We start from the raw sequence: 23,346 nt of genomic DNA on the forward strand, positions 1-23,346 counted from the left end.
CCTAACCAGGCCCGAGCCGCCCGCTCACAGCCAGCCGTTGCGCTTCAGCGTGCGGTGGATGCCGAGGCAGATGGCCGCGGTGATGCCCATGATCACCGGATAGCCGAACTTCCAGTGCGTCTCCGGCATGTAGTCGAAGTTCATGCCGTACACCCCGCACACCATCGTGGGCACGGCGATGATGGCCGCCCACGCGGTGATCTTGCGCATGTCCTCGTTCTGCGCCACGGACGCCTGCGCGAGGTTGGCCTGGAGGATGGAGTTGAGCAGTTCGTCGAAGTTCATGACCTGCTCCTGGACCCGGGCCAGGTGGTCGGCGACGTCCCGGAAATACTTCTGGATGTCCGGGTCGATCAGCCGCATCGGCCGCTCGCTCAGCAGCTGCATGGGCCGCAGCAGCGGCGCCACCGCGCGCTTGAACTCCAGTACCTCGCGCTTGAGCTGGTAGATCCGCGCCGAGTCCACACCGCGCGAGACGCCGCCCTTGCGGCCGGGCGAGAAGACCTCGGTCTCCACCTCGTCGATGTCGTCCTGCACCGCGTCGGCGACCGCGATGTAGCCGTCCACGACATGGTCGGCGATGGCGTGCAGCACGGCCGAGGGGCCCTTGGCGAGCAGCTCCGGGTCGTCCTGGAGGCGGTGCCTGAGGGCGCGCAGCGAGCCCTGGCCGCCGTGCCGGACGGTGATGAAGAAGTCCCGGCCGGTGAAGCACATGACCTCGCCGGTCTCCACGACCTCGCTGTTGGCGGTGAGCCGGTCGTGCTCGACGTAGTGGATGGTCTTGAAGACCGTGAAGAGCGAGTCGTCGTACCGCTCCAGCTTGGGCCGCTGGTGGGCCTGCACCGCGTCCTCCACGGCCAGCGGGTGCAGCCCGAACTCGCTCGCGATACCGGCGAATTCCGCTTCGGTCGGCTCGTGCAGGCCGATCCAGACGAACCCGCCGTCGCGGCGCACCAGCCGCATCGCCTCCTGCGGGGTCAGCGGTCCGGGGCGCTGCACACGGGCGCCGTCGCGGTAGACGGCGCAGTCGACGACGGCCGAGGGAGTCGCGGGATCACGCGTGGTGTCGTACGAGGTGCCCGGGTCCTTGCGCAGCGAGACGCGGGACGACGGGCGGACCACGGCGCGCAGGTCGCGGATCATCGACATGGGCAGGCTCCTTCGCGGGCGGGCGGCGACAGCGCGCGGCGACGGGTGGAACTACCCGGAATGGGGACGTCCTGGCTGTGCGTGCGGGGCACGTCCACAAAGCGGGGAGCACCGCACCGTCGCGGTGGCGGCTTCACTGCCGATGCAGAACTGATTCAGATCAGACAGATCAGGCAAGGCGAAACGAGGTGCTCTCCCGAAACGACGAGGCGCAAAGGAAGGCGGCGGCCAGCCGGTAACTACATCAGCAGCCGGAAGAGCGAGTGGTACTGCACGGTCGACTTCGATCCATGACAGCCCCACCTCCTCCGGCCGGTCCCTCGTAAGGGAGTCTCAGGCGTCGGGGCTTGACGGTGACGCTCGGCGTGCTGCCCCGAACCACCGGCTCAGAGTACCAGTCGCCCGTACTGTCAAGGTGCCGCTTTGCCCGCTGCTGACGAGTTCTATGCTCGCCGCATGGTTGATGTTCTTCCTCTGGTCGAGGCACGGTTGACCAGCGCGCTGGGCGAGCCGGACGCGCGCGCCGCCGTCACCTTCCTCGGCACGGACCGCATCGAGGTGCTCCGCTTCCAGGAGGGGGACGTCGTCCGGTACGCCACCCTCGGGATGTCCGGGCAGCCCATGACGGACCCCACGGCGACGCTGGCCGACCCGGTCAAGGGCCCCCGCGCCGAACTGGTGCTGTCCGTCCGGGCGGGCCGCGCCGACACCGACAAGCTGCTCCGCCCGCTCGCCGTGCTGGCCGCGAGCCCGCAGGTGGAGGGCCTGGTGGTGACCCCGGGCGCCTCGCTGGACGTGGGCGGCCCGCTGTGGCCCGGCGCCCCCTTCACCGCGGTCCTGGTGGGCGAGCCCGGCGGACTGGTGGAGGACCTGGAACTGGACGACCCGATGGATCCCGTACGGTTCCTGCCGCTGCTGCCGATGACGCCGAACGAGGCCGCCTGGAAGCGGGTGCACGGCGCGCAGGCCCTCCAGGAGCGCTGGCTCGCGCACGGCACGGACCTGCGGGACCCCGTCCGCGGAACCGTCCCGCTGGACTGACGCGCCGCCGGCCGGCGGCGCGTGACCGGGCTCGCCAACCCGGCGGCGGATGCGGTCGGTTGGGGTCAGTTGGCGAAGACGCCGACGCCGTCCTCGGTCGCGTGCCGCGGTTCGAGCTCCGCCGCCTCGTGGACGAGGGCCTTGCGCCGCACGACGACCACGAGCGCGCCCAGCACCGCCGTGACGGCCGCGACCACGAACGGGACGTGGATGTCCGTCCACTCCTCGATCTTCGGCGCGAAGTAGGGCGCCGCGGCGGCGGCGAACCAGCGGACGAAGTTGTAGCCCGCGCTCGCCACCGGGCGCGGTGCGTCCGACACGCCGAGGGCCAGCTCGGTGTAGACGGTGTTGTTCACGCCGATGAAGGCACCGGACAGGATCGTGCAGACGACGGCCGCGGTGTGGTTGCCGTAGCCGAGCACCAGGACGTCCGCCGCGAGCAGCACCAGCGAGCCGCCGAGCACCTTCAGCGAGCCGAGCCGCCGCTGCAGGCGCGGGGCCACGATCACCGAGAAGACGGCGAGCAGCAGACCCCAGGCGAAGAACACCCCGCCCGACCGGTACGGCGTCATGTCCAGCACGAACGGCGTGAAGGCCAGCACGGTGAAGAACGTGTAGTTGTAGAAGAACGCGGAGACGGCCGCCGAGGCCAGCCCGCCGTGGCCGAGCGCCTTCAGCGGGTCCAGGACCGAGGTCTTGCGGGCCGGCCGGGGCTGCTCCTTCAGGAACGCCGTGATGCACAGGAAGCCGACCGCCATCAGCGTGGCCGTGCCGAAGAAGGGGTAGCGCCAGCTGAGGTTGCCGAGGACCGCGCCGAGCAGCGGGCCGCAGGCCATGCCGAGGCCGAGCGCGGACTCGTACAGCAGGATCGCCGCCGCACTGCCCCCGGCCGCCGCGCCCACGATGACCGCGAGGGCGGTGGAGACGAACAGCGCGTTGCCGAGGCCCCAGCCGGCCCGGAAGCCGACGAGCTGGCCGACCGAGCCGGAGGTGCCGGCCAGGGCCGCGAACACGACCACGAACGCGAGGCCGAGCAGCAGGGTCTTGCGCCCGCCGATGCGGCTGGAGACGAAGCCGGTCAGCAGCATCGCGAGGGCGGTGATCAGGAAGTACGAGGTGAAGAGCAGGGACACCTGCCCGGCGGTGGCGTGCAGGCCCTGCGCGATGGACGGCAGGATCGGGTCGACGAGGCCGATGCCCATGAAGGCGACGACGGAGGCGCCGGCCGTGGCCCAGACCGCCTTGGGCTGTCGCAGGATGCTCGGGGCACCCGCGTCTAGGGGGTCCATGTGCTTCTCCCATCCCTCACGAAGTAGTTGGGTTATACACATAGTAAGTTAGTGCACCTAATTAATGCAAGATGCATCTATTGTGGCCGTCCGGGGCCGCGACGGGCTCTTCCGGCCGGACGGGTGATCATCCTTGACGCGGGCGGGCCGGGGTAGGACCGTGGAGCCCTATGAGGGGCGAACCCAGTTGCCCGAAGTGCGGTGGCCGGGTCAGGGCTCCCGGACTCTTCGCCGATGCGTGGCAGTGCGACCGGCACGGCACGGTGTATCCGCTGCAGCCCGTGATCCCGCCCAGCGTCGAGGCGCTCAACGTGGTGGTGCGCCGCACGCAGGTGCCGGTGTGGATGCCGTGGCCGCTGCCGGTCGGATGGCTCTTCACGGGCGTGACGTACGCCGGGGACGACCGCAGCGGCGGCCGGGCCACCGCGGTGGCCTGCTCGGGCCCCGGGCCGCTCGGCGGCCCCGGTGAGCTGATCCTGATCGCCGAGGAGCTGGGCGTCGGCCTCGGCGCGCACTACGCCGGCATCGACGGCCCGGACCCGGGCTCGTTCATGAACGTGGAGAAGCCGCCGCAGGCCAAGGTGCTGGCCGCCGGCCGCCCGACCCCGCTCTGGCATGTCTACCGCACCCCGGACGACCGGGCCGTCTTCGCCGGCGAGGCGCTCGGGATGTGGCTGTGGGCGGTGATCTGGCCCGAGCAGTCCGGCCTGCTCCTCTACGACGAGCTGGTGCTGACCGATCTGCGGGACGCCGGGGCGGAGATCGACCTGGTGCCCTGCGGAGCGCTGTCGCCGCGCCTGCTCCGGCCCTGAGGCCCGGCGGGATGCCGGGTGCCGCGGTCGCTCGCGCGGTTCGGCGGCGCCCCGAGGCAGGTTCGCGTCCCACTCAAGGGGGTTCCCGGGGTTCCTGAGCGGGCTCCCGTAGGGGGCGCCGGCCGGTTTCGGGTGTGACATCCGGGCCGGAAAACACCGGTATCCTTGCGGAGTCCCATCCGTCCGTCACCGCCTGGAGTCCGCGTGCGCATCGATCTGCACTGTCACTCCACGGCCTCCGACGGTACGGACACCCCGGCCGAGCTGGTGCGCAAGGCCGCCGCCGCAGGGCTGGACGTCGTCGCGCTGACCGACCACGACACCACCCGGGGCCACGGCGAGGCGATCGCCGCGCTGCCCGCGGGGCTGACCCTGGTCACCGGCGCCGAGCTGTCCTGCCGGATCGACGGCGTCTCGATGCACATGCTGGCCTACCTCTTCGACCCCGAGGAGCCCGCCCTGCTCGCCGAGCGGGAACTGGTCCGGGACGACCGGGTACCGCGGGCCAAGGGCATGGTCGCCAAGCTGAACGCGCTGGGCGTGCCGGTCACCTGGGAGCAGGTCGAGCGGATCGCCGCCGGCGGCTCCGTCGGTCGGCCGCACGTCGCCAGCGCGCTGGTGGAGCTGGGCGTCGTGCCGACCGTGGGCGACGCGTTCACCGAGGAGTGGCTGGCCGACGGCGGGCGGGCCTTCGTGGAGAAGCACGAGACCGACCCCTTCGAGGCGATACGGCTGGTCAAGGCCGCGGGCGGGGTCTGCGTGTTCGCCCACCCGGCCGCCGCCAAGCGCGGCCGCACGGTGCCGGAGGCCCGGATCGCGGAGCTGGCCGAGGCCGGTCTGGACGGCCTCGAGGTCGACCACATGGACCACGACCCGGACGCCCGGGTGCGGCTGCGGGGTCTGGCGAAGGAGCTGGGACTGCTGGTCACGGGCTCCTCGGACTACCACGGCAGCCGCAAGACCGTGACCCTGGGCGCCTACGCGACCGACCCCGAGGTGTACGGGGAGATCACCCGGCGGGCGACGGGCGCGTTCCCGGTGCCGGGCGCCGGCGGAGCCTGAGGCCCGCAGCGGCCGGTCCGCCGCACCACCCCCGTATCTCCTCTTCCCGCAAGGCCTGCACTTCCCCCATGTTCGACATCGCCGTCTTCGGCTCCCTGTTCCTGACCCTTTTTGTCATCATGGATCCCCCCGGGATCACCCCGATCTTCCTCGCCCTCACCGCCGGCCGGCCGGCGAAGGTGCAGAAGCGGATGGCCTTGCAGGCCGTCTGCGTGGCGGGCGGGGTCATCGCCGTCTTCGGCGTCCTGGGCCACCAGATCCTCGACTACCTGCACGTGTCCGTGCCCGCGCTGATGATCGCGGGCGGGCTGCTGCTCCTGCTGATCGCGCTGGACCTGCTGACCGGTAAGACCGACGAGCCGAAGCAGACCAAGGACGTCAACGTGGCGCTCGTACCGCTGGGCATGCCGCTGCTGGCGGGGCCCGGTGCGATCGTGTCCGTGATCCTGGCCGTACAGAAGGCCGACAGCGTGACCACGCAGGTCTCGGTGTGGTCCGCGATCCTCGCGATCCATGTCGTGCTGTGGCTGGTGATGCGCTACTCGCTGCTGATCATCCGCGTCATCAAGGACGGCGGTGTCGTGCTGGTGACGCGGCTCGCGGGCATGATGCTCTCCGCGATCGCCGTCCAGCAGATCATCAACGGTGTCACTCAGGTGATCCGGGGGAGCTGAATCCGACCTTCGTCGGCCCGGCTCCCCCGGAAAGCATGAGTGGCGAACGCCCCTGAGGGCTATGAGGCCGGTGTGTCGGCCGGCCGGATCCACAGGCGCTGCCCGATGGCGGCGGCCTGCTGCACGATCCGGTTGACGGAGGCGGCGTCCACGACGGTACTGTCCACGGCGGTGCCGTCGACCTCGTCGAGTCGCATGATTTCGAAGCGCATGGGCTTCTCCCTTCGTCTGGTCATCCTCCTGCGGAGAACTACTGGAGTGACACCCTGTGTATCCGGTGTCGTACTCAGTCAACGCTCCGTTTGTTACGAACATTCCCTACGCTAAAGAAATTTTTCGAACAACTAATTACTGACCGGTAAGCAGTGGGTGAGGCATGGGCGGGAACGGTTGTGTCCGCACTGTGATCACCCGGACAATGGGGGCGATGAACGACGACCTCGCCGCCCTCGGCGCCCACGTCAACCGCACGAACGAGCTGCTGGAGCGCATGCTCGCCGAGGTGGCGAAGACACCCTCGACCCACGCGATCTTCGTCGACGCGGGCTATCTGTACGCCGCGGCCGGCCGGCTGGTCACCGGAACCGAGGACCGCCGCGCCTTCGACCTGGACGCCGAGGGCCTGATCGACGCCCTGATCGACAAGGCCCGCACGATCTTCGCGGACAGCCGGCTGCTGCGCGTGTACTGGTACGACGGCGCCCGCCGCCGCATCCACACCGCCGAGCAGCAGTGCATCGCCGAACTGCCCGACGTCAAGGTCCGCCTCGGCAACCTCAACGCCAACAACCAGCAGAAGGGCGTCGACTCGCTGATCCGCTCGGACCTGGAGTCACTGGCGCGGCACCGCGCGATCAGCGACGCCGCGCTCCTCGGCGGCGACGAGGACCTGGTCTCGGCGGTCGAGGCGGCCCAGGGCTACGGCGCCCGCGTCCACCTGTGGGGCATCGAGGCCCCCGAGGGCCGCAACCAGGCCGAGCCGCTGCTCTGGGAGGTCGACAGCCAGCGCACCTTCGACCTGGAGTTCTTCAAACCGTACGTCTCCCGGCGCGTGACCGCCGGGTACGAGGCCGCCGGCACCGCCCGCCCCACCCGCGACGACGTCCGCTTCGTCGGCGCCCAGATCGCCGCGAAGTGGCTCGCCTCCCGGGGCCGCGACGCCCTCGTCGAACTCTTCCCCGGCCATCCCTACCTGCCCGGCTCCGTCGACCAGGACCTGCTGGTCGAGGCCGAGCAACTGCTCCAGTACTCCCTGCGCGGCCAGGCGGAACTGCGCCGCGCGCTCAGAGACGGCTTCTGGGAACACCTGCGGACCCAGTACTGAGCGGTGCCGCTGCGCCAGGGTGCGGCCGGCCGTTTCCGTCTGCCGGGCGGGGTCGGGCAGGGCTCAGCGGAGTCCCGGGCCGGCGTCCCAGAAGTCGGCGAGCGCGCGGGCGGTCTCCAGGGGGCGGTCGGTGTTGGGCGAGTGCTCGGCGCCCGCGACGACCGTGCGCCGCGCCCCGAGCCGTACCGCCATGTCGTCGAGCTGCGGCAGCGGCCAGGTGTCGTCCCGGTCGCCCGAGATCACATGGAACGGCAGCGGTACGGCGGCGAGTTCGGCGACCCGGTCCGGTTCCGTGCACAACTGGCGCCCGGTGGCCAGGAGCTGCGCGGGCCGGGTGGCCAGCCAGCGCCGCCGCAGGTCGTCCCGGTCGTCCAGTCCGGCGTCGAGCGCGGGCGCCGGCGGCTCCATCGCCTGGATCGCCTCCCACACCTGCGCCATGCCCAGCACCGTGAGCGCGTCCCGGAGCAGCTTCACACGCTCCTGCTGGGACGCCGAGATCTGCGCCGGCCCGGAGGCCATCAGGGTGAGCGACAGGAAGGGCGCGTGGTCGAGCAGCACGGCCGCGCGCGCGATCTGGCCGCCGAGCGAGTGCCCCAGCAGGTGCACGGGGCCGCCGATCGCCGCCGCCTGCGCGAGCACGTCCCGCGCCAACTCCTCGCGCGCGTACGCCGACTCGTCCGTCACGGGCCCGTCCGACTCGAACTGGCCGCGCCCGTCCACGGCGACGGTCCGGTAACCGCGCTCGGCCAGCGGCACGTGCAGCGGATTGAAGTCCTCCTTGCTCCCGGTGAACCCCGGCAGCAGCAGCGCCACGCCCCGGGGCTCGACACCGGCGGCCACCGGAGCGTCGACCACGGCGAACTCCCCACGCGCCGTCCGGAGACGGTAGGCACGAGCACCGGGAGGCGGAACGAAGGTGGGGGGCCTGCTCATGGGGGAGAGGCTATCCGGCGGGGGAGGGGGAGATGGGTGCGGGTGCCCGGGCGGAATCGGGGCGCCGGTGCGGGCGGGCGGCGGGGCGGCGGGCGATGGGGGCGAGGCGTCCGGCGGCGGGAGCCGGTCGCGGTGTGGGGAGCCCGGTGCGGGCTCGGGCCGGCCGGGGTTCGGGCCGTAGACGCCGATGGCCGGGTCCACTGCACGTGGACCCGGCCATCGGACCGGCTTGACGCCCTCGCGTACGCGGTGACGGATCAGGCCTCGGGTGCCTCCGCGACCGCCGTCTTACGGGCCCGGCGCGGCTTGGGCGTCGTCTCGGCGCTCTCGCCGGCCGCCGTCTCGGCGGACGCCGCCGTCTTGCGGGCCCGGCGCCGCGGCTTGGTCTCCGACTCCTCGGTGGCCTGCGCCGGGATCTCCGGAGCGGCCGACTCGGCGACGGCCTTGCGGACCCGTCGCGTCTTCGGCGCGGCGACCGCGTCCCCGTCGGCCGCGTCCACGGCGGCTGCCGTGGCCTTGCGGGCGCGGCGGGGCTTGGTCTCAGCCTCAGGGGCCTCAGGCGTGGCCGCGGCGGTCTTCCGCGTGCGGCGGGGCTTGGCTTCCGTGGCTTCGGCGGTGTCCGCGGTGGCTTCGGCGGCTGCCGCGGTCTTGCGGGTCCGACGCGGCTTGGCCTCGGCCTCGGGTGCCTCAGTGGCTTCCGCGGTCGCGGCGGTCTTCCGCGTGCGGCGGGGCTTGGCTTCCGTGGCTTCGGCGGTGTCCGCGGTGGCTTCGGCGGCCGCCGCGGTCTTGCGGGTGCGGCGCGGCTTGGCCTCGGCCTCGGGTGCCTCGGGGGCTTCCGCGGTCGCGGTGGTTGCCGCGGCGGTCTTGCGGGTCCGGCGCGGCTTGGCCACGGTCTCCGCCTCGGCCGCCTCGGCCGCCTCGGTCGCTTCCGGTGCGGCCGCCGCGGTCTTGCGGGTGCGGCGGGGCTTGGCCTCGGCCTCGGGTGCCTCGGGTGCTTCCGCGGTCGCGGCGGTCTTCCGCGTGCGGCGCGGCTTGGCCTCCGCCTCCGGCGCCTCGGCCTCGGGTGCCTCCGGCGCGGCCGGCTCCGCCGCCTTGCGGGTGCGGCGGCGCGGCTTGGCCTCGGTGACCTCAGTGGCCTCGGCGGTGTCCACGGCGGCTTCGGCGGGCGCCGCGGTCTTGCGGGTGCGGCGCGGCTTGGCCTCGGCGGTCTCCGCCGGGTCCAGGGCCGCCTCCGCCTCGACGACCGGCTCGGCCGTCTTCCGCGTACGGCGGCGCGGCTTGGTCTCCGCGGCCGAGGCGTCCGCGACCGCGGTCTCGGCCACCGGGGCCTCGGTCACCGGCTCGGCCGCCGTGGCCTTGCGGGTGCGGCGACGCGGCCTCTCGGACGCGTCCGGAACGGCCGCGACCTCCGCCGCGGCCACCGGCTCGACGGCGGGCGTGGCCGCCGCGGGCGTCTCGTCGGTCACCGTGGACGCCACGGCGCCCGTCACCGGCTGCGCGGACGCTCCGCCACGGGTACGGCGACGGCGGCGCGGGGTGCGCACCGCGGCCCCTTCCGACTCCGGGGCGCCGGAGGTCCCGGCGGTGCCGGAGGTCTCCGCGGCCGGCGTCGGCGTGACGGGGGAGGCGTCCAGCGGCGTGCCGCTGCGCGTACGGCGGCGCCGGCGCGGCGTACGGGCCGGACGCTCCCGCTCGGCGGCCTGCTCGGTGCGGTCACCACGGTCACCACGGTCGCTGCGGTCACCGCGGCCACCACCGTCACCGCGGCCACCACGGCCCCGGTCACGGTCCCGCGCGCCCCGCCCGCCGGTCTCGCCCAGGTCCTCCAGCTCCTCCGCGGCCAGACCGGCACGGGTCCGCTCGGAGCGCGGCAGGACGCCCTTGGTGCCCTGGGGGATGCCCAGGTCGGAGAACAGGTGCGGGGAGCTCGAGTACGTCTCCACCGGGTCGTTGAAGTCCAGCTCCAGCGCCTTGTTGATCAGCTGCCAGCGCGGGATGTCGTCCCAGTCGACGAACGTGATCGCCGTACCCTTGGCGCCCGCCCGGCCCGTACGGCCGACGCGGTGCAGGTAGGTCTTCTCGTCCTCGGGGGACTGGTAGTTGATGACGTGGGTGACGCCTTCGACGTCGATGCCGCGGGCGGCGACGTCGGTGCAGACGAGGACGTCGACCTTGCCGTTGCGGAAGGCGCGCAGCGCCTGCTCGCGGGCGCCCTGGCCGAGGTCGCCGTGGACCGCGCCGGAGGCGAAGCCGCGGCGCTGGAGCTGCTCGGCGATGTCGGCGGCCGTGCGCTTGGTGCGGCAGAAGATCATCGCCAGTCCGCGGCCCTCGGCCTGCAGGATGCGGGCGATCATCTCCGGCTTGTCCATGTTGTGCGCGCGGTAGACGAACTGCTTGATGTTCGCGACCGTCACGCCCTCGTCGTCCGGCGCGGTGGCGCGGATGTGGACGGGCTGCGACATGTAGCGCCGGGCGAGGCCGATGACCGCGCCGGGCATGGTGGCCGAGAACAGCATGGTCTGGCGCTTGGCCGGCAGCATGCTGATGATCTTCTCGACGTCGGGCAGGAAGCCCAGGTCGAGCATCTCGTCGGCCTCGTCGAGGACCAGGGACCTGATGTGCCTGAGGTCCAGCTTCTTCTGGCCCGCGAGGTCGAGCAGCCGGCCCGGGGTGCCGACGACCACGTCGACGCCCTTCTTCAGGGCTTCCACCTGCGGCTCGTAGGCCCGGCCGCCGTAGATCGCCAGCACGCGGACGTTACGGACCTTGCCCGCCGTCAGCAGGTCGTTGGTGACCTGGGTGCACAGCTCGCGCGTGGGGACGACGACGAGGGCCTGCGGGGCGTCGGTGAGGGCGTCGGGGGCGGCGCGGCCGGCCTCGACGTCGGCCGGGACGGTGACGCGCTCCAGGAGCGGGAGACCGAAGCCCAGCGTCTTGCCGGTGCCGGTCTTGGCCTGGCCGATGACATCCGAGCCGGACAGGGCGACGGGGAGCGTCAGCTCCTGGATGGGGAAGGGGGTGACGATGCCGACGGCCTCCAGGGCCTCGGCGGTCTCGGGAAGGATTCCGAGTTCTCGAAACGTCGTAGTCAGGGTGCTGCCTCTTCTGTGTGCGCGGTGCGAGGCGAGCGCGCGGGGGTCATGTCTGACCGTGCCGGGGACGTCGGCCGCCGTACGGGCGAACCACTCGGGCAAGCCGTGAGACACGGGACCTCTGCCGACGCTCTAGCGCTCGAACCGCTGAGGGTCCCTCCGGTCGTCGTACGATCACTGCCGTACGGCCGTGGAGGGCTGTCGGGTCGGAGCCGATCGGGCCACCGACCGGGCATCCTCATGCATGCAGCCTGTAGGGACACGTCGAACAGCGTCGACGCACTCGGCAGGCGCGCATTACCACCATACCCCGGATCCCCGCATATGTGATGGCCGATTCGGTCACGTAGTCGTGGTCACAGTGATCGGGCAGGGGCTTGAGGGGCGCGCCGAGCGGGCTATTGTGCGCCTCATGACTAGCTCTGACAAGCCTGGAAACGCCTCCGCAGAACCCGCCGGGCCCACCGGCGTCGCCGCCCAGGACTGGGCGCGGGCGTCCGCGGACCCGCAGTACCGCGCCGCCGTGGTGGACCTGCTCGGCGCGCTCGCCTACGGGGAGCTGGCGGCGTTCGAGCGGCTCGCGGAGGACGCCAAGCTGGCGCCGACCCTGGCGGACAAGGCGGAGCTGGCGAAGATGGCCTCGGCGGAGTTCCACCACTTCGAGCGGCTGCGGAACCGGCTGACCGAGATCGGCGAGGAGCCGACGGCCGCCATGGACCCGTTCGTGGCCGCGCTGGACGGCTTCCACCGGCAGACCGCGCCCTCGGACTGGCTGGAGGGCCTGGTCAAGGCGTACGTCGGCGACTCGATCGCGAGCGACTTCTACCGGGAGGTCGCGGCCCGTCTGGACTCCGACACGCGTGAGCTGGTGCTCGCCGTGCTCGACGACACCGGGCACGCCGGGTTCGCGGTGGAGAAGGTGCGCGCCGCCATCGACGCGGACCCGCGCGTGGGCGGCCGGCTGGCGCTGTGGGCGCGGCGGCTGATGGGCGAGGCGCTGTCGCAGTCGCAGCGGGTGGTCGCCGACCGGGACGCGCTGTCCACGATGCTCGTGGGCGGTGTCGCCGACGGGTTCGACCTCGCCGAGGTGGGCCGGATGTTCTCGCGTATCACCGAGGCGCACACCAAGCGGATGGCCGCGCTGGGCCTCGCGGCCTGACCGCCGCCGCGCTCCCCGGGAACGGCGGCCCGGCGGGAACGACGTCCCTCCAAGACCGACGTCCCTCCGGGAACGGCGTCCCGCCCGGACGGTGCCGTCTACGCCGTGGCCGATCGGCGGCGGAGGCGGCCCGCCGGGCGCAGCAGCAGGGACAGGGACGCCACCGCGATGACCGCGGCGCCCAGGAGGCTGAGCAGGGCCGGGCCGGGACCCAGCGCGGTGCGGGTGACGAAGTCCCCGAAGAGGGCCCCGGCCACGGCCGTCGCGTACACCAGCGGACGGGCCGGCAGCCGGTGGGCGAGGCGGTGCGCCGACGCCCAGGCGAGGATCAGCCCGAGCACGGCGGATCCGAGTACTTCGAGGATCATGTCGGGGTCCCTCCCACGGCCGGGTCTGGCTGGACGGTCGTAGCCCGTCTTACCCGTGACCTGCGCTTTGCAATCCTGGGCTGTGGAGAAGTCGTGCTCCGAATGTGTGTGCGCCCAGGGCCGTTTGGGGCGTGCGCCCGACACGGAAGGGCCCGGCGGCACACGGCCGCCGGGCCCTTCCCACGCCACGGCTCAGAGCGCGCCGAAACCCACCTTGCGCACGGTCGGCTCGCCGATCTCCACGTACGCCAGCCGATCCGTCGGCACCAGGACCTTGCGGCCCTTCTCGTCCTGGAGGCTGAGCAGCCCCGTCTTGCCGGCCAGCGCCTCGCCCACCACGCGCTCGACCTCGTCGGCGCTCTGACCGCTCTCCAGAACGATCTCGCGGGGCGCGTGCTGCACGCCGATCTTGACCTCCACGGTTATGTCCCTCCGACGGTCAGTATGTGCGCGATGATCCGCGCCGTACTCCGCACACATTAGTCCGGTCGAGGGGGCGTACACCCTGTCGGCCGGAACGCCAACAGCGAACACCGCGCGGGAACGGACGGGACCTCAGTGGTGATCGGTGCCGTGCAGCGGGAAACCGGCGATGCCCCGCCAGGCCAGCGAGGCCAGCAGCTGCACCGCCTGGTCGCGCGGGACGCTGCGGTCGCTGTGCAGCCAGGAGCGGGCGACCACCTGGGCCAGTCCGCCGAGGCCGGAGGCGAGCAGCATCGACTCCGCGCGCGAGAGCCCGGTGTCCTCCGCGATGACCTCGCAGATCGCCTCGGCGCACTCGGTGGTGACCTTGTCCACGCGCTCGCGCACCGCGGGCTCGTTCGTCAGGTCGGACTCGAAGACCAGCCGGAAGGCGCCGCCGTCGTCCTCCACGTACGCGAAGTAGGCGTCCATGGTCGCCCGGACCCGCTGCTTGTTGTCGGTGGTCGACGCCAGCGCGCCGCGCACCGACTGGATCAGCGACTCGCAGTGCTGGTCCAGCAGGGCGAGGTAGAGGTCCAGCTTGCCGGGGAAGTGCTGGTAGAGCACCGGCTTGCTGACCCCGGCGCGCTCGGCGATGTCGTCCATCGCCGCCGCGTGGTAGCCCTGCGCGACGAAGACCTCCTGAGCGGCGCCCAGCAGCTGGTTCCGCCGGGCGCGGCGCGGCAGACGGGTGCCACGCGGGCGCACCGCCTCTGTTTGCTCGATGGCTGTCACGCCGCCTCCCAAAGTCGTCCTCATGCGGTCTCGGCCGCGCGGCCATCGTACTTTTCGGTAATCGTGGTGTGCGCGGTGCGAGCGCAGAATTTCACGTACCGGACGACGGCGGAAGCCGTACGGCGTTCCCGGGGCGGCCCGCCGGACCTTCGGGGCCGGTGGTGGTCGTCCTCGCGGAGGTCAGCGGTAGTCGTCCTCGTCGAGTGCGACGACCCGCGCCTGCTCCAGGAGATCCGCCTCGTTCCCCCTGGCCGGGTCCACGTCCGTCAGCGGGTCGTCGCGGTCCGGCGCGATGTCCGTCTGCTGTTCGGCGGCGTCCACCTCGGGCGCCTCGACGTCGAACTCCGGTGCCGTGCCGGCCTCCGGATCGTCGATGTCCTCGATCGTGTCGGGCTGTGCGGGGTCATAGGCCATGGTGGGCTCCCTTCCTACGAACGTCCCTGGAAGCAGCAGGGGCCACACGAGGGTGCCCTCTGTACGAGCCTAGGAGACGGCTGATCCGAACGCCATGCCGTCGGGCCCGTTGGCCGACCGGTTCTCCCAGGGCGTACGGTTCACTCTGTGACGGCGAACACACCGATCCGGACGTGATCACCTCGTAACATTGCCGCATGTCTTCGACCGAGTCGCCGTCCGTGCCGGCCGCCAGTGTGCTTCCCAGGGTGGCGCCCGTCCGGGTCGGCGAGGGCGAGCGGCTGCGGTCGGTGGGCCTGCCCGGCGTCACCCTGTCGGTCCGTTCCCGGCCCGCCGCGCGCGAGGGCCTGCCGCCCGCGCTGTACGTCCACGGGCTGGGCGGCTCCTCGCAGAACTGGTCGCTGCTCATGGCCGAGCTGGACGGCGTCGTCGACAGCGAGGCGGTCGACCTGCCCGGCTTCGGCGACTCCCCGCCCCCGGACGACGGCGACTACTCCGTCACCGGGCACGCGCGCGCGGTGATCCGCTACCTGGACGCGGCCGGCCGCGGCCCGGTCCACCTCTTCGGCAACTCCCTCGGCGGCGCGGTCGCCACGCGCGTGGCCGCCGTACGCCCCGACCTCGTCCGCACGCTCACGCTCGTCTCACCGGCCCTGCCGGAACTGCGCATCCAGCGCAGCGCGGTGCCGACCGGGCTGCTCGGTGTCCCCGGGATCGCCGCCCTCTTCACCCGGATCACCAAGGAGTGGACCGCCGAGCAGCGGGTCCGCGGGGTCATGGCGCTGTGCTACGGCGATCCCGGGCGGGTGTCGCAGGAGGCGTTCCGGCAGGCCGTGGACGAACTGGAGCGGCGGCTGCGGCTGCCGTACTTCTGGGACGCGATGGCCCGCTCGGCGCGCGGCATCGTCGACGCCTACACGCTCGGCGGCCAGCACGGACTGTGGCGCCAGGCGGAGCGGGTGCTCGCGCCCACCCTGCTGGTCTACGGCGGCCGGGACCAGCTCATCGGCTTCCGCATGGCCCGCAAGGCCGCCCGTGCCTTCCGGGACTCGCGGCTGCTGTCCCTGCCGGACGCCGGGCACGTGGCGATGATGGAGTACCCCGACGTGGTGGCCGATGCCGTCCGCGACCTCTTGGCGCACACCACCGGAGCTGGCGGGCGGGCGACCGGCCGCGTCCGGGACGCGGCCGATGCCCGCGCTTGTACCGCCGGCTCCGTCGCCGGTGCGGGGAGCTGAGGCGGGGGTGGGACGTCACAGCCGCCGCGGACCGGCCCCGAAGGCCGAGCCCGCGGACATCACCGCACCACGCGACAGCCGGCGCGGCACGCGCCAGGACAGCCGCCAGGACACCGCTTCGGGCCCCGCGGGCGTGCCGGCCCCCGGCGCCGCGGGGGTTCCGGCCGCCGACCCGGCCGCCGACCCGGCCGCCGACCCGGCCGCCGACCCGGCCGCCGTTCCGGGCGTCGCCGTAGGCGCGTCGGCACGGCGTGTGCCGGGCGCTTCCGACGGCACGCCCGCGCGCGGTGTGCCGCGGCCCGCGGACAGCGGCCCCGCCCACGGTGCGCCCCGGTCGTCCGGCGGCGCCCCCGCGCAGGGCACGCCGCGGCCGTCCGACGGCGGTGCCGTGCGGGGCGTGCCCGGGAGCCCTGACGGCACGCCCGCGCGCGGTGTGCCGCGGTCCCCGGACGACGCGTCCCCGGACGGCGCGTCCGTGCGCGGCGCGCATCCGGAGCAGCGGGAAGCCGGGGGCGGCTGGGGCGAGTTCCCCGGCCGGGCACCCGGCAACGGCGGACCCGGTGTGGTGCTGCCCCGGCAGCGGCGGGCGGGGCAGGGCGGACCGCGGCGGGGCCCCGGGCCCCGGCAGGAGTACCTCGACGCCTTCGAGCGCGCCGGCGCACGGGACGCCGGCGACGGGGACGCCCGGGACGGCGGCACCGCGGGTGCGGCCGGAGGGGACCCGGCGGGCCGTGGCGGCGGACGGCCGGACGGGCCTGCGCGGAAGTCCGCCACGGCGGCGGACGGCGGCGCGTCCGCGCGGCGCGGCGGCACCAAGGGCTGGGCGTTCACCGGTATCGCGGCGGCCGCCGTCACCACCGTCCTCGCGGTGATCGTCGCCGGACAGGTGACCAAGACGCGACAGGACGCCGACGCACGGTCGGGGTCCGCCGCCGGCCACTCCCCCGGCGCCGGGACCTCCGGAGCGCCGACGCCCTCGGCCGTGCCCAGTCAGGCCGCCCTGACCTACGGCCAGAAGATGAGCCGCACCTACCCGCTCGCCGCCACCCTGACCGGCCCGGGGACCTTCGACGCCGTGCCCGGTTTCGACAAGGCGCCCGGCACCGGGCAGAAGTACCGCTACCGCGTCGACGTCGAGCGGGGACTGGGTCTGGACGGCGTGCTGTTCGCCGAGGCCGTGCAGAAGACCCTGAACGACGGGCGCAGTTGGGCCCACGGCGGTGCCCGCACCTTCGAGCGCGTCTCGTCCGGCAAGCCCGACTTCGTGATCACGCTGGCCAGCCCCGGCACCACCGCCAAGTGGTGCGCCAAGTCCGGCCTGGACACCACGGAGGACAACGTGTCCTGCGACTCGGCCGCGACCGAACGCGTCATGATCAATGCGTACCGGTGGGCTCAAGGAAGCAAGACATACGGTGACCGGATCCATGCGTACCGGCAAATGTTGATCAACCACGAGGTCGGGCACCGGCTCGGCCACGGCCACGTCATGTGCCAGAAGGACGGCGAGCTGGCGCCGGTCATGCAGCAGCAGACCAAGTTCCTGGACCACGACGGAATCCACTGCCGGCCCAATCCCTGGCCCTATCCCGGGAGTTGACCGGCACCGCTTATGTCACATTGACATGAGCCCGGGTGTTCGTTCATATTTCAGCGCATGTGGTCTGGTCATGCCCTCCGTACGAGCGCCCTCATCGAGCTGGCGCTCATCGGCGTGACCGCGCTCTGCGTGGCCGATATCAACTGTCGCTGACGCCGCCTCCCGGGCGTTCGCGTCGCGACCTTCTCCTCCCTTCCGATCCGTGACCGTGTCACGGATTCTTCGACGACCCGACGCCGGGGCCGACGTCTGTCCGCAGCCGTCTCATTCCTCGTCCCCATGTCTCAGCGATCGAGAAACCCTCGGTCAGCCCCGACTCGTCATCCGAGAGGTCGTCATTCCGATGCGTCAACCGTCCGTCGCAGCGCGCCGCGTGGCAGCGGCATCCGTCAGCCTGGTCGTGGCAGCGGGCGCTGCCGCCTGCGGCCCGGAGGACAGCGATGCCAAGGGCTCCAGTGGCGACTCCACGCCCCATCAGGGCGGCACGCTCACGATCCTGAACTCCCAGCCGCAGAGCGACTTCGACCCGGCGCGGCTGTACACCTCCGGCGGCGGAAACGTTCCCTCCCTCGTCTTCCGCACCCTCACCACGCGCAACCGCGAGAACGGCGCCGCCGGCACCAAGGTCGTCCCCGACCTCGCCACCGACACCGGACGCCCCAACAAGGACGCGACCGTGTGGACGTACACCCTCAAGAAGGGCCTCAAGTACGAGGACGGCACGCCGATCACCTCGGCCGACATCAAGTACGGCATCGAGCGCTCCTTCGCCCCCGAACTCTCCGGCGGCGCTCCCTACCTGCGGGACTGGCTGGACGGCGCCGCCGACTACCAGGGGCCGTACAAGGACAAGAAGGGCCTGTCGGCGATCGAGACGCCGGACGACCGGACCCTCGTCTTCCACCTGAACAAGCCCGAGGGCGAGTTCCCGTACCTCGCCACGCAGACGCAGTTCACCCCGGTGCCCCGGAGCAAGGACACCGGCACCAAGTACGAGTCGCACCCCCTCTCGTCCGGCCCCTACAAGGTGGTCAAGAACGAGAACGACGGCGAGCACCTCGTCCTGGAGCGCAACACCCACTGGTCGGCCGCGACCGACGCCGAGCGCAAGGCGTACCCGGACACCATCGACGTGCGCTCCGGGCTCGACTCCTCGGTGATCAACCAGCGGCTGTCCGCGTCCCAGGGCGCGGACTCCGCCGCCGTCACCACGGACACCAACCTCGGCCCCGCCGAACTCGCCAAGGTGAGCGGCGACAAGGAGCTGGCCGCGCGCGTGGGCACCGGCCACTTCGGTTACACCGACTACCTGGCCTTCAACCCGAAGGTGAAGCCGTTCGACGACCCCAGGGTGCGCCAGGCGGTCGCCTACGCCATCGACCGGTCCTCCGTGGTCAACGCGGCCGGCGGCAGCGCCCTCGCCGAGCCCGCCACCACCTTCCTGCCGAACCAGAAGTCCTTCGGCTACACGCCGTACGACCCGTTCCCGGCGGGTGCGTCCGGCAACGCGGCGAAGGCCAGGGAACTGCTCGCGCAGGCCGGTCACAAGAACGGGCTCACCCTCACGCTGACCCACTCCAACAGCAAGGACTTCGAGACCAGCCCGGAGATCGCCACCGCCGTCCAGGACGCGCTCAAGAAGGCCGGTATCACGGTCAGGCTGGAGGGCCTGGAGGACAACGACTACCGGGACACGGTCCACAGCGTGAAGACCGAGCCGGGCCTCTTCCTGGCCCACTGGGGTGCCGACTGGCCCTCCGGCGGTCCCTTCCTCGCCCCGATCTTCGACGGCCGGCAGATCGTCAAGGACGGAGCGAACTTCAACACGGGCCTGCTGAACGACAAGTCGGTCAATGACGAGATTGACGCGATCAACAAGCTGACCGATCTTGACGCCGCCGCCCGGCGGTGGGGTGCACTGGACAAGAAGATCGGCGAGAAGGCCCTCGTCGTGCCGCTGTTCCACCCGGTCTACAAGCGTCTGTACGGCAAGGACGTCAAGAACATCGTCATCAGCGACTGGACCGGTGTCCTGGACGTCTCCCAGGTCGCGGTGAAGTAGCACCGTGAGCGAGGCACTTGCCGCCGTCGAGACCGCCGGGACGGACCCTGCCGTCCCGGTGGTCTCGGGGGCACGTCAGTTCTGGCGGCGGCTGCGGGCGCAGCGCGCCGCGCTCGTCGCCGCCGTCGTGGTGGCGCTGCTCGTCCTGGTCGCGCTCGCCGCGCCGCTGCTCACCGCCCTGGAGGGCCAGGACCCCACCACCTACCACCCCGGCCTGATCGACTCCGCGCGCGGCGGCGTGCCCGTCGGCTCCCTCGGCGGCGTGAGCGCACGCCACTGGCTGGGCGTCGAGCCGCAGACCGGACGCGACATGTTCGCCCGGCTGGTCTACGGCGCGCGGGTCTCGCTGGGCGTGTCGCTGGGCGCCACGCTGGTACAGCTCCTCATCGGCGTCGCCATGGGCGTGGCCGCCGGACTGGGCAGCCGCTGGGTCGACCTGGTCCTGAGCCGGATCACCGACCTCTTCGTCTCCATGCCTCTGATGATCATGGCGCTCGCCCTGCTGGCCGTCGTGCCCACCGGTTTCCCGCGGCCCGTCCTAGTCGCGCTGATCATCTCCCTGGTGGCCGGATGGTCCACGATGGCGAAGATGGTGCGCGCGCAGACCCTCGCCCTGAAGAACCTCGACTACGTCTCCGCGTCCCGGCTCAGCGGCTGGAGCACCTGGCGGACCGCCGTACGCGAACTGCTCCCGGGCCTCGCCGCGCCGGTCATCACGTACGCCGCCCTGCTCATCCCGTCGAACATCAGCGCCGAGGCGGCCCTGTCCTTCCTCGGCGTCGGCGTGCAGCCGCCCACGCCCTCGTGGGGCCAGATGCTCACCTCCGCCGACGTCTGGTACCAGGCGGCCCCGCAGTACCTGCTGCTGCCCGCCCTCGCCCTGTTCGTGACCGTGTTCGCGATGACCGTCCTCGGCGACGGCGTCCGCGTCGCCCTCGACCCGCGCGCCGCCTCCCGCCTGCGGATCGGCACCGGCCGCAAACGGGAGGCGCGCGCCGCGACGGCGACGGCCGGCTCCGCGCCGCGGGAGCCGGCGTCCGCGACCGGCACCGCGCCGCGGGGGCCGCGGCCGCCGCGGCCGTCGGAGGAGCCGCAGAAGCCACAGAAGCCCAAGAAGGAGGAACGGGCGTGAACGGCTTCACCGGTTTCGTCCTGCGCCGGCTGATCGGCGCCGTGATCACCCTGTTCGTGCTGTCGGTGATCATCTACGTCGTCTTCTACGTCACTCCCGGCGACGTCGCCCAGATCACCTGCGGCCCGCGCTGCTCCCCGGCCCAGGTTCACCAGGTGGCTCAGCAGCTCCATCTCGACGACCCGCTGTACGTCCGCTACTGGCACTTCCTGCAAGGCGTCTTCGTGGGCCAGGACTTCTCCACCGGCACCTCCGTGGAGCACTGCGCGGCGCCCTGCCTCGGCCAGTCGTACAAGTCCGGCCAGCAGGTCACCGACATCATCCTGGCCAAGCTGCCGGTCAGCTTCTCGCTGGTGTTCGGCGCGATGGTGATCTGGCTGGTGCTCGGCATCGGCACCGGCGTGCTGTCCGCCTGGCGGCGCGGCCGGATCTCCGAACGCGTGCTGACCGCGATCACCCTGGCGGGCGTCGCCACGCCCGTCTTCGTCATCGGCCTGATCCTGATGATCGTCGTCTGCGGCGAACTCGGGCTGCTGCCCTTCCCGCAGTACGTCCGCTTCACCGACGATCCCGAGCAGTGGGCGTGGAACCTGCTGCTGCCCTGGCTCTCCCTGGCCCTCATCGAGGCGGCCAACTTCGCCCGGCTGACCCGGGCGTCGATGCTGGAGACGCTGGCCGAGGACCACATCCGCACCTTCCGCGCCTACGGCGTCAGCGAGCGCGCGGTGATCGCCCGGCACGCGCTGCGCGGCGCGACGGCCTCCGTCATCGCGCTCAACGCGGTCACCTTCGGCTCGGCCGTCGGCGGTGCCGTCCTCACCGAGACCCTGTTCGGCCTGCCCGGTGTCGGCCAGGAACTGGTGCACGCCGTCAAGGTCGTCGATCTGCCGGTGGTGGTCGGCATGGTCCTGGTGACCGGCTTCTTCGTGGTCCTCGCCAACGCCGTCGCGGACGTCCTGTACGCGGTGGCCGACCGACGGGTGGTGCTCGCATGAGCCTGGTGGACGTCACTGACCTGACCGTCGAGTTCGGTGCCCTGCGCGCCGTCGACGGGCTCACCTTCAGCCTGGCGGAGGGCGCCGCGCTGGCCCTGGTCGGCGAGTCCGGCTCCGGCAAGTCCACGGTCGCGGGCGCCCTGCTGGGCCTGCACCGGGGCACCGGGGCGCGGGTCGGCGGCTCGGTGCGGGTGGCCGGCACCGACGTGGAGGCGGCCTCCGACGAGGAGCTGCGCCGGCTGCGCGGCGCCAAGGCGGCCATGGTCTTCCAGGACCCGCTGTCCTCGCTCGACCCGTACTACGCGATCGGCGACCAGATCGCCGAGGTCTACCGCGTCCACACGCGCGTGTCCCGTCGCGCCGCACGCGCGCGTGCCGTGCAGGTGCTGGACAGGGTGGGCATCGCGGACGCGGCCCGGCGGGCCCGGTCCCGGCCGCACGAGTTCAGCGGCGGCATGCGCCAGCGCGCCCTCATCGCCATGGCCCTCGCCTGCGAGCCGGACCTGCTGATCGCCGACGAGCCGACCACCGCCCTCGACGTCACCGTCCAGGCGCAGATCCTCGACCTGCTGCACGCGCTGCGCGCGGAGACCGGCATGGGCCTGCTGCTCGTCACCCACGACGTGGGCGTGGCCGCCGAGAGCGTGGACGACATCCTCGTCATGCGGCACGGCAGGGCCGTCGAGCGCGGTCCGGTCGGCGCCGTCCTCGCCGCGCCCGCCGAGCCGTACACCCGCGAGCTGCTCGACGCCGTCCCGCGCGTGGACGCCCGCCGCACGGCCGCGCCGGCCGCCGGCGAGGTCGTGCTGGAGGCCGTCGGCGCGCGGCGCGAGTTCGGGCGCGGCAGGCGGGCGTTCACGGCCGTGGACGGCGTCTCGGTGACCGTCCGGCGCGGGGAGACCCTCGGCGTGGTCGGAGAGAGCGGCAGCGGCAAGACCACGCTCGGCCGCATGCTGGTCGGGCTGCTGGAGCCGACCGCCGGCGAGATCCGCTACGACGGGCGCCCGCACACCGGGGTCGACCCGGCCGTCCAGATGGTCTTCCAGGACCCCGTCTCCTCCCTCAACCCCCGCCGCAGCGTGGGCGAGTCCATCGCCGACCCGCTCCGCGCGCGCGGGGCGGACGAGCAGCGCATCCGGGGGCGGGTGGCGGAACTGCTGGAGCGCGTGGGACTCGACCGGGCGCACTACGACCGCTATCCGCACGAGTTCAGCGGCGGACAGCGCCAGCGCATCGGCATCGCGCGGGCGCTCGCCGCGGAGCCGCGCGTCATCGTCTGCGACGAGCCCGTCTCCGCGCTCGACGTCACCACCCAGGCCCAGGTGGTCGCCCTGCTCGGCGAACTCCAGCGGGAACTCGGGCTGGCGCTCGTCTTCATCGCGCACGACCTCGCCGTGGTCCGGCAGGTCAGCGACCGGGTGGCGGTGATGCGGCGCGGCCGGCTCGTGGAGTACGGCCCCGCCGACGAGGTGTACGACAGCCCGCGCGAGCCCTACACCAGGCAGCTCCTCGCCGCCGTACCCGCGCTCGACCCGGAGCTGGCGGCCCGGCGCCGCGCCGCCCGGCGCGAACCCGTGGTGGCGTAACGTTTCCCGCTCGTATGATCACCGTACGGCGCCATAGCGTGACGGAACGCGACCCGCACGGGAAAGTGACGAGCGTTCACCCCTTCTGGTGGTGGGGGGGGGCCCCCCCCCGCGCCCCCCCCCCCCCCGGCCCGGCGGTAGGGCCGCGGCGGGCCCGCGGGCCCACCCCGGCGCCCCCCACCCGGGCGCGGGGGGGGGCCCGGGGGCCTCGGTCGGCGG

General features: G+C 72.7%; 22 protein-coding genes. 13 read left to right on the top strand and 9 right to left on the bottom strand.

All coding sequences use genetic code 11. The features are described from left to right. Nucleotides 1–24: 24 nt before the first annotated feature. A complete protein-coding gene (locus ACH4OA_RS25450) occupies nucleotides 25–1,149 on the bottom strand; it encodes a magnesium and cobalt transport protein CorA (protein WP_365873118.1) in 1,125 nt (374 codons plus the stop codon). Nucleotides 1,150–1,605: 456 nt separating this feature from the next. Between ACH4OA_RS25450 and ACH4OA_RS25455 the strand changes: the two genes are divergently transcribed. Beyond that, nucleotides 1,606–2,190, top strand: a complete 585-nt coding sequence (locus tag ACH4OA_RS25455; RefSeq protein WP_397940299.1) for a suppressor of fused domain protein — start codon at nucleotides 1,606–1,608, stop codon at nucleotides 2,188–2,190. Between the two features lie 65 nt (nucleotides 2,191–2,255). On the opposite strand, the gene ACH4OA_RS25460 is transcribed toward ACH4OA_RS25455, so the two are convergent. After that, on the bottom strand, nucleotides 2,256–3,479 hold the full coding sequence (locus tag ACH4OA_RS25460; RefSeq protein WP_365873114.1) for an MFS transporter: 1,224 nt from the start codon (nucleotides 3,477–3,479) through the stop codon (nucleotides 2,256–2,258). Between the two features lie 170 nt (nucleotides 3,480–3,649). Between ACH4OA_RS25460 and ACH4OA_RS25465 the strand changes: the two genes are divergently transcribed. The 3 genes from ACH4OA_RS25465 to ACH4OA_RS25475 all read left to right on the top strand — a co-directional run bounded on the left by ACH4OA_RS25465 (nucleotide 3,650) and on the right by ACH4OA_RS25475 (nucleotide 6,027). Beyond that, nucleotides 3,650–4,291, top strand: coding sequence for a DUF6758 family protein (locus tag ACH4OA_RS25465; protein ID WP_365873112.1), 642 nt, complete (start codon nucleotides 3,650–3,652; stop codon nucleotides 4,289–4,291). A gap of 204 nt (nucleotides 4,292–4,495) precedes the next feature. Continuing rightward, the gene (locus ACH4OA_RS25470; protein WP_397940297.1) at nucleotides 4,496–5,353 is read left to right on the top strand and encodes a PHP domain-containing protein; all 858 of its coding nucleotides are present in this window, start codon (nucleotides 4,496–4,498) and stop codon (nucleotides 5,351–5,353) included. Nucleotides 5,354–5,421: 68 nt separating this feature from the next. Further along, nucleotides 5,422–6,027: a MarC family protein gene (locus tag ACH4OA_RS25475; protein WP_397949093.1), complete on the top strand. Its 606-nt coding sequence runs from the start codon at nucleotides 5,422–5,424 to the stop codon at nucleotides 6,025–6,027. A 59-nt stretch (nucleotides 6,028–6,086) separates the two neighbouring features. On the opposite strand, the gene ACH4OA_RS25480 is transcribed toward ACH4OA_RS25475, so the two are convergent. Then, a complete protein-coding gene (locus tag ACH4OA_RS25480) occupies nucleotides 6,087–6,239 on the bottom strand; it encodes a hypothetical protein (protein WP_107054713.1) in 153 nt (50 codons plus the stop codon). A 215-nt stretch (nucleotides 6,240–6,454) separates the two neighbouring features. Here ACH4OA_RS25480 and ACH4OA_RS25485 point away from each other — a divergent pair, with 215 nt between their 5' ends. Beyond that, complete coding sequence (locus ACH4OA_RS25485; RefSeq protein WP_365873106.1) at nucleotides 6,455–7,351, top strand: NYN domain-containing protein; 897 nt, start codon at nucleotides 6,455–6,457, stop codon at nucleotides 7,349–7,351. A gap of 63 nt (nucleotides 7,352–7,414) precedes the next feature. Here the strand turns inward: ACH4OA_RS25485 and ACH4OA_RS25490 are convergent, their stop codons facing one another. Beyond that, the gene (locus tag ACH4OA_RS25490; RefSeq protein WP_397971097.1) at nucleotides 7,415–8,284 is read right to left on the bottom strand and encodes an alpha/beta fold hydrolase; all 870 of its coding nucleotides are present in this window, start codon (nucleotides 8,282–8,284) and stop codon (nucleotides 7,415–7,417) included. A gap of 257 nt (nucleotides 8,285–8,541) precedes the next feature. Further along, nucleotides 8,542–11,283 (bottom strand): DEAD/DEAH box helicase, encoded by a 2,742-nt coding sequence (locus ACH4OA_RS25495; protein WP_397971154.1) that lies wholly within the window; start codon nucleotides 11,281–11,283, stop codon nucleotides 8,542–8,544. Between the two features lie 505 nt (nucleotides 11,284–11,788). Here ACH4OA_RS25495 and ACH4OA_RS25500 point away from each other — a divergent pair. After that, nucleotides 11,789–12,535: a ferritin-like fold-containing protein gene (locus tag ACH4OA_RS25500; protein WP_397940294.1), complete on the top strand. Its 747-nt coding sequence runs from the start codon at nucleotides 11,789–11,791 to the stop codon at nucleotides 12,533–12,535. 98 nt (nucleotides 12,536–12,633) lie between these two features. Here the strand turns inward: ACH4OA_RS25500 and ACH4OA_RS25505 are convergent, their stop codons facing one another. The 4 genes from ACH4OA_RS25505 to ACH4OA_RS25520 form a co-directional block, all read right to left on the bottom strand. Continuing rightward, a complete protein-coding gene (locus ACH4OA_RS25505; protein ID WP_365873100.1) occupies nucleotides 12,634–12,903 on the bottom strand; it encodes a hypothetical protein in 270 nt (89 codons plus the stop codon). Between the two features lie 192 nt (nucleotides 12,904–13,095). Continuing rightward, nucleotides 13,096–13,323 carry a DUF3107 domain-containing protein gene (locus tag ACH4OA_RS25510; RefSeq protein ID WP_365873098.1) on the bottom strand — a complete coding sequence of 76 codons (228 nt, stop codon included), beginning with the start codon at nucleotides 13,321–13,323 and terminating at the stop codon, nucleotides 13,096–13,098. A gap of 135 nt (nucleotides 13,324–13,458) precedes the next feature. Next, on the bottom strand, nucleotides 13,459–14,100 hold the full coding sequence (locus tag ACH4OA_RS25515) for a TetR/AcrR family transcriptional regulator (protein WP_365873096.1): 642 nt from the start codon (nucleotides 14,098–14,100) through the stop codon (nucleotides 13,459–13,461). A gap of 180 nt (nucleotides 14,101–14,280) precedes the next feature. Next, nucleotides 14,281–14,514, bottom strand: a complete 234-nt coding sequence (locus ACH4OA_RS25520; RefSeq protein ID WP_365873094.1) for a hypothetical protein — start codon at nucleotides 14,512–14,514, stop codon at nucleotides 14,281–14,283. A gap of 197 nt (nucleotides 14,515–14,711) precedes the next feature. On the opposite strand from ACH4OA_RS25520, the gene ACH4OA_RS25525 reads away from it, so the two are divergent. From ACH4OA_RS25525 to ACH4OA_RS25555, 7 genes are all read left to right on the top strand, one after another. Continuing rightward, entirely contained in the window at nucleotides 14,712–15,752 is a 1,041-nt protein-coding gene (locus ACH4OA_RS25525; RefSeq protein ID WP_397971100.1) for an alpha/beta fold hydrolase, read from the top strand. Between the two features lie 7 nt (nucleotides 15,753–15,759). Then, the gene (locus ACH4OA_RS25530) at nucleotides 15,760–17,352 is read left to right on the top strand and encodes a DUF3152 domain-containing protein (protein WP_397971102.1); all 1,593 of its coding nucleotides are present in this window, start codon (nucleotides 15,760–15,762) and stop codon (nucleotides 17,350–17,352) included. Nucleotides 17,353–17,409: 57 nt separating this feature from the next. Next, nucleotides 17,410–17,505, top strand: coding sequence for an Ms4533A family Cys-rich leader peptide (locus ACH4OA_RS25535; RefSeq protein WP_365873088.1), 96 nt, complete (start codon nucleotides 17,410–17,412; stop codon nucleotides 17,503–17,505). A gap of 190 nt (nucleotides 17,506–17,695) precedes the next feature. Then, on the top strand, nucleotides 17,696–19,414 hold the full coding sequence (locus ACH4OA_RS25540) for an ABC transporter substrate-binding protein (RefSeq protein ID WP_397971105.1): 1,719 nt from the start codon (nucleotides 17,696–17,698) through the stop codon (nucleotides 19,412–19,414). Nucleotides 19,415–19,418: 4 nt separating this feature from the next. Next, nucleotides 19,419–20,546 (top strand): ABC transporter permease, encoded by a 1,128-nt coding sequence (locus ACH4OA_RS25545; protein ID WP_397971107.1) that lies wholly within the window; start codon nucleotides 19,419–19,421, stop codon nucleotides 20,544–20,546. Further along, entirely contained in the window at nucleotides 20,543–21,541 is a 999-nt protein-coding gene (locus ACH4OA_RS25550; protein ID WP_397940284.1) for an ABC transporter permease, read from the top strand. The genes ACH4OA_RS25545 and ACH4OA_RS25550 overlap by 4 nt, the downstream gene beginning before the upstream one ends. Then, nucleotides 21,538–23,127 carry a dipeptide ABC transporter ATP-binding protein gene (locus tag ACH4OA_RS25555; protein WP_397940282.1) on the top strand — a complete coding sequence of 530 codons (1,590 nt, stop codon included), beginning with the start codon at nucleotides 21,538–21,540 and terminating at the stop codon, nucleotides 23,125–23,127. Before ACH4OA_RS25550 ends, ACH4OA_RS25555 begins: the two co-directional genes overlap by 4 nt. Nucleotides 23,128–23,346: the final 219 nt, after the last annotated feature.

This window comes from Streptomyces sp. NPDC017095 (assembly GCF_044332325.1).
In the GTDB taxonomy this organism is placed as follows: Bacteria; Actinomycetota; Actinomycetes; order Streptomycetales; family Streptomycetaceae; genus Streptomyces.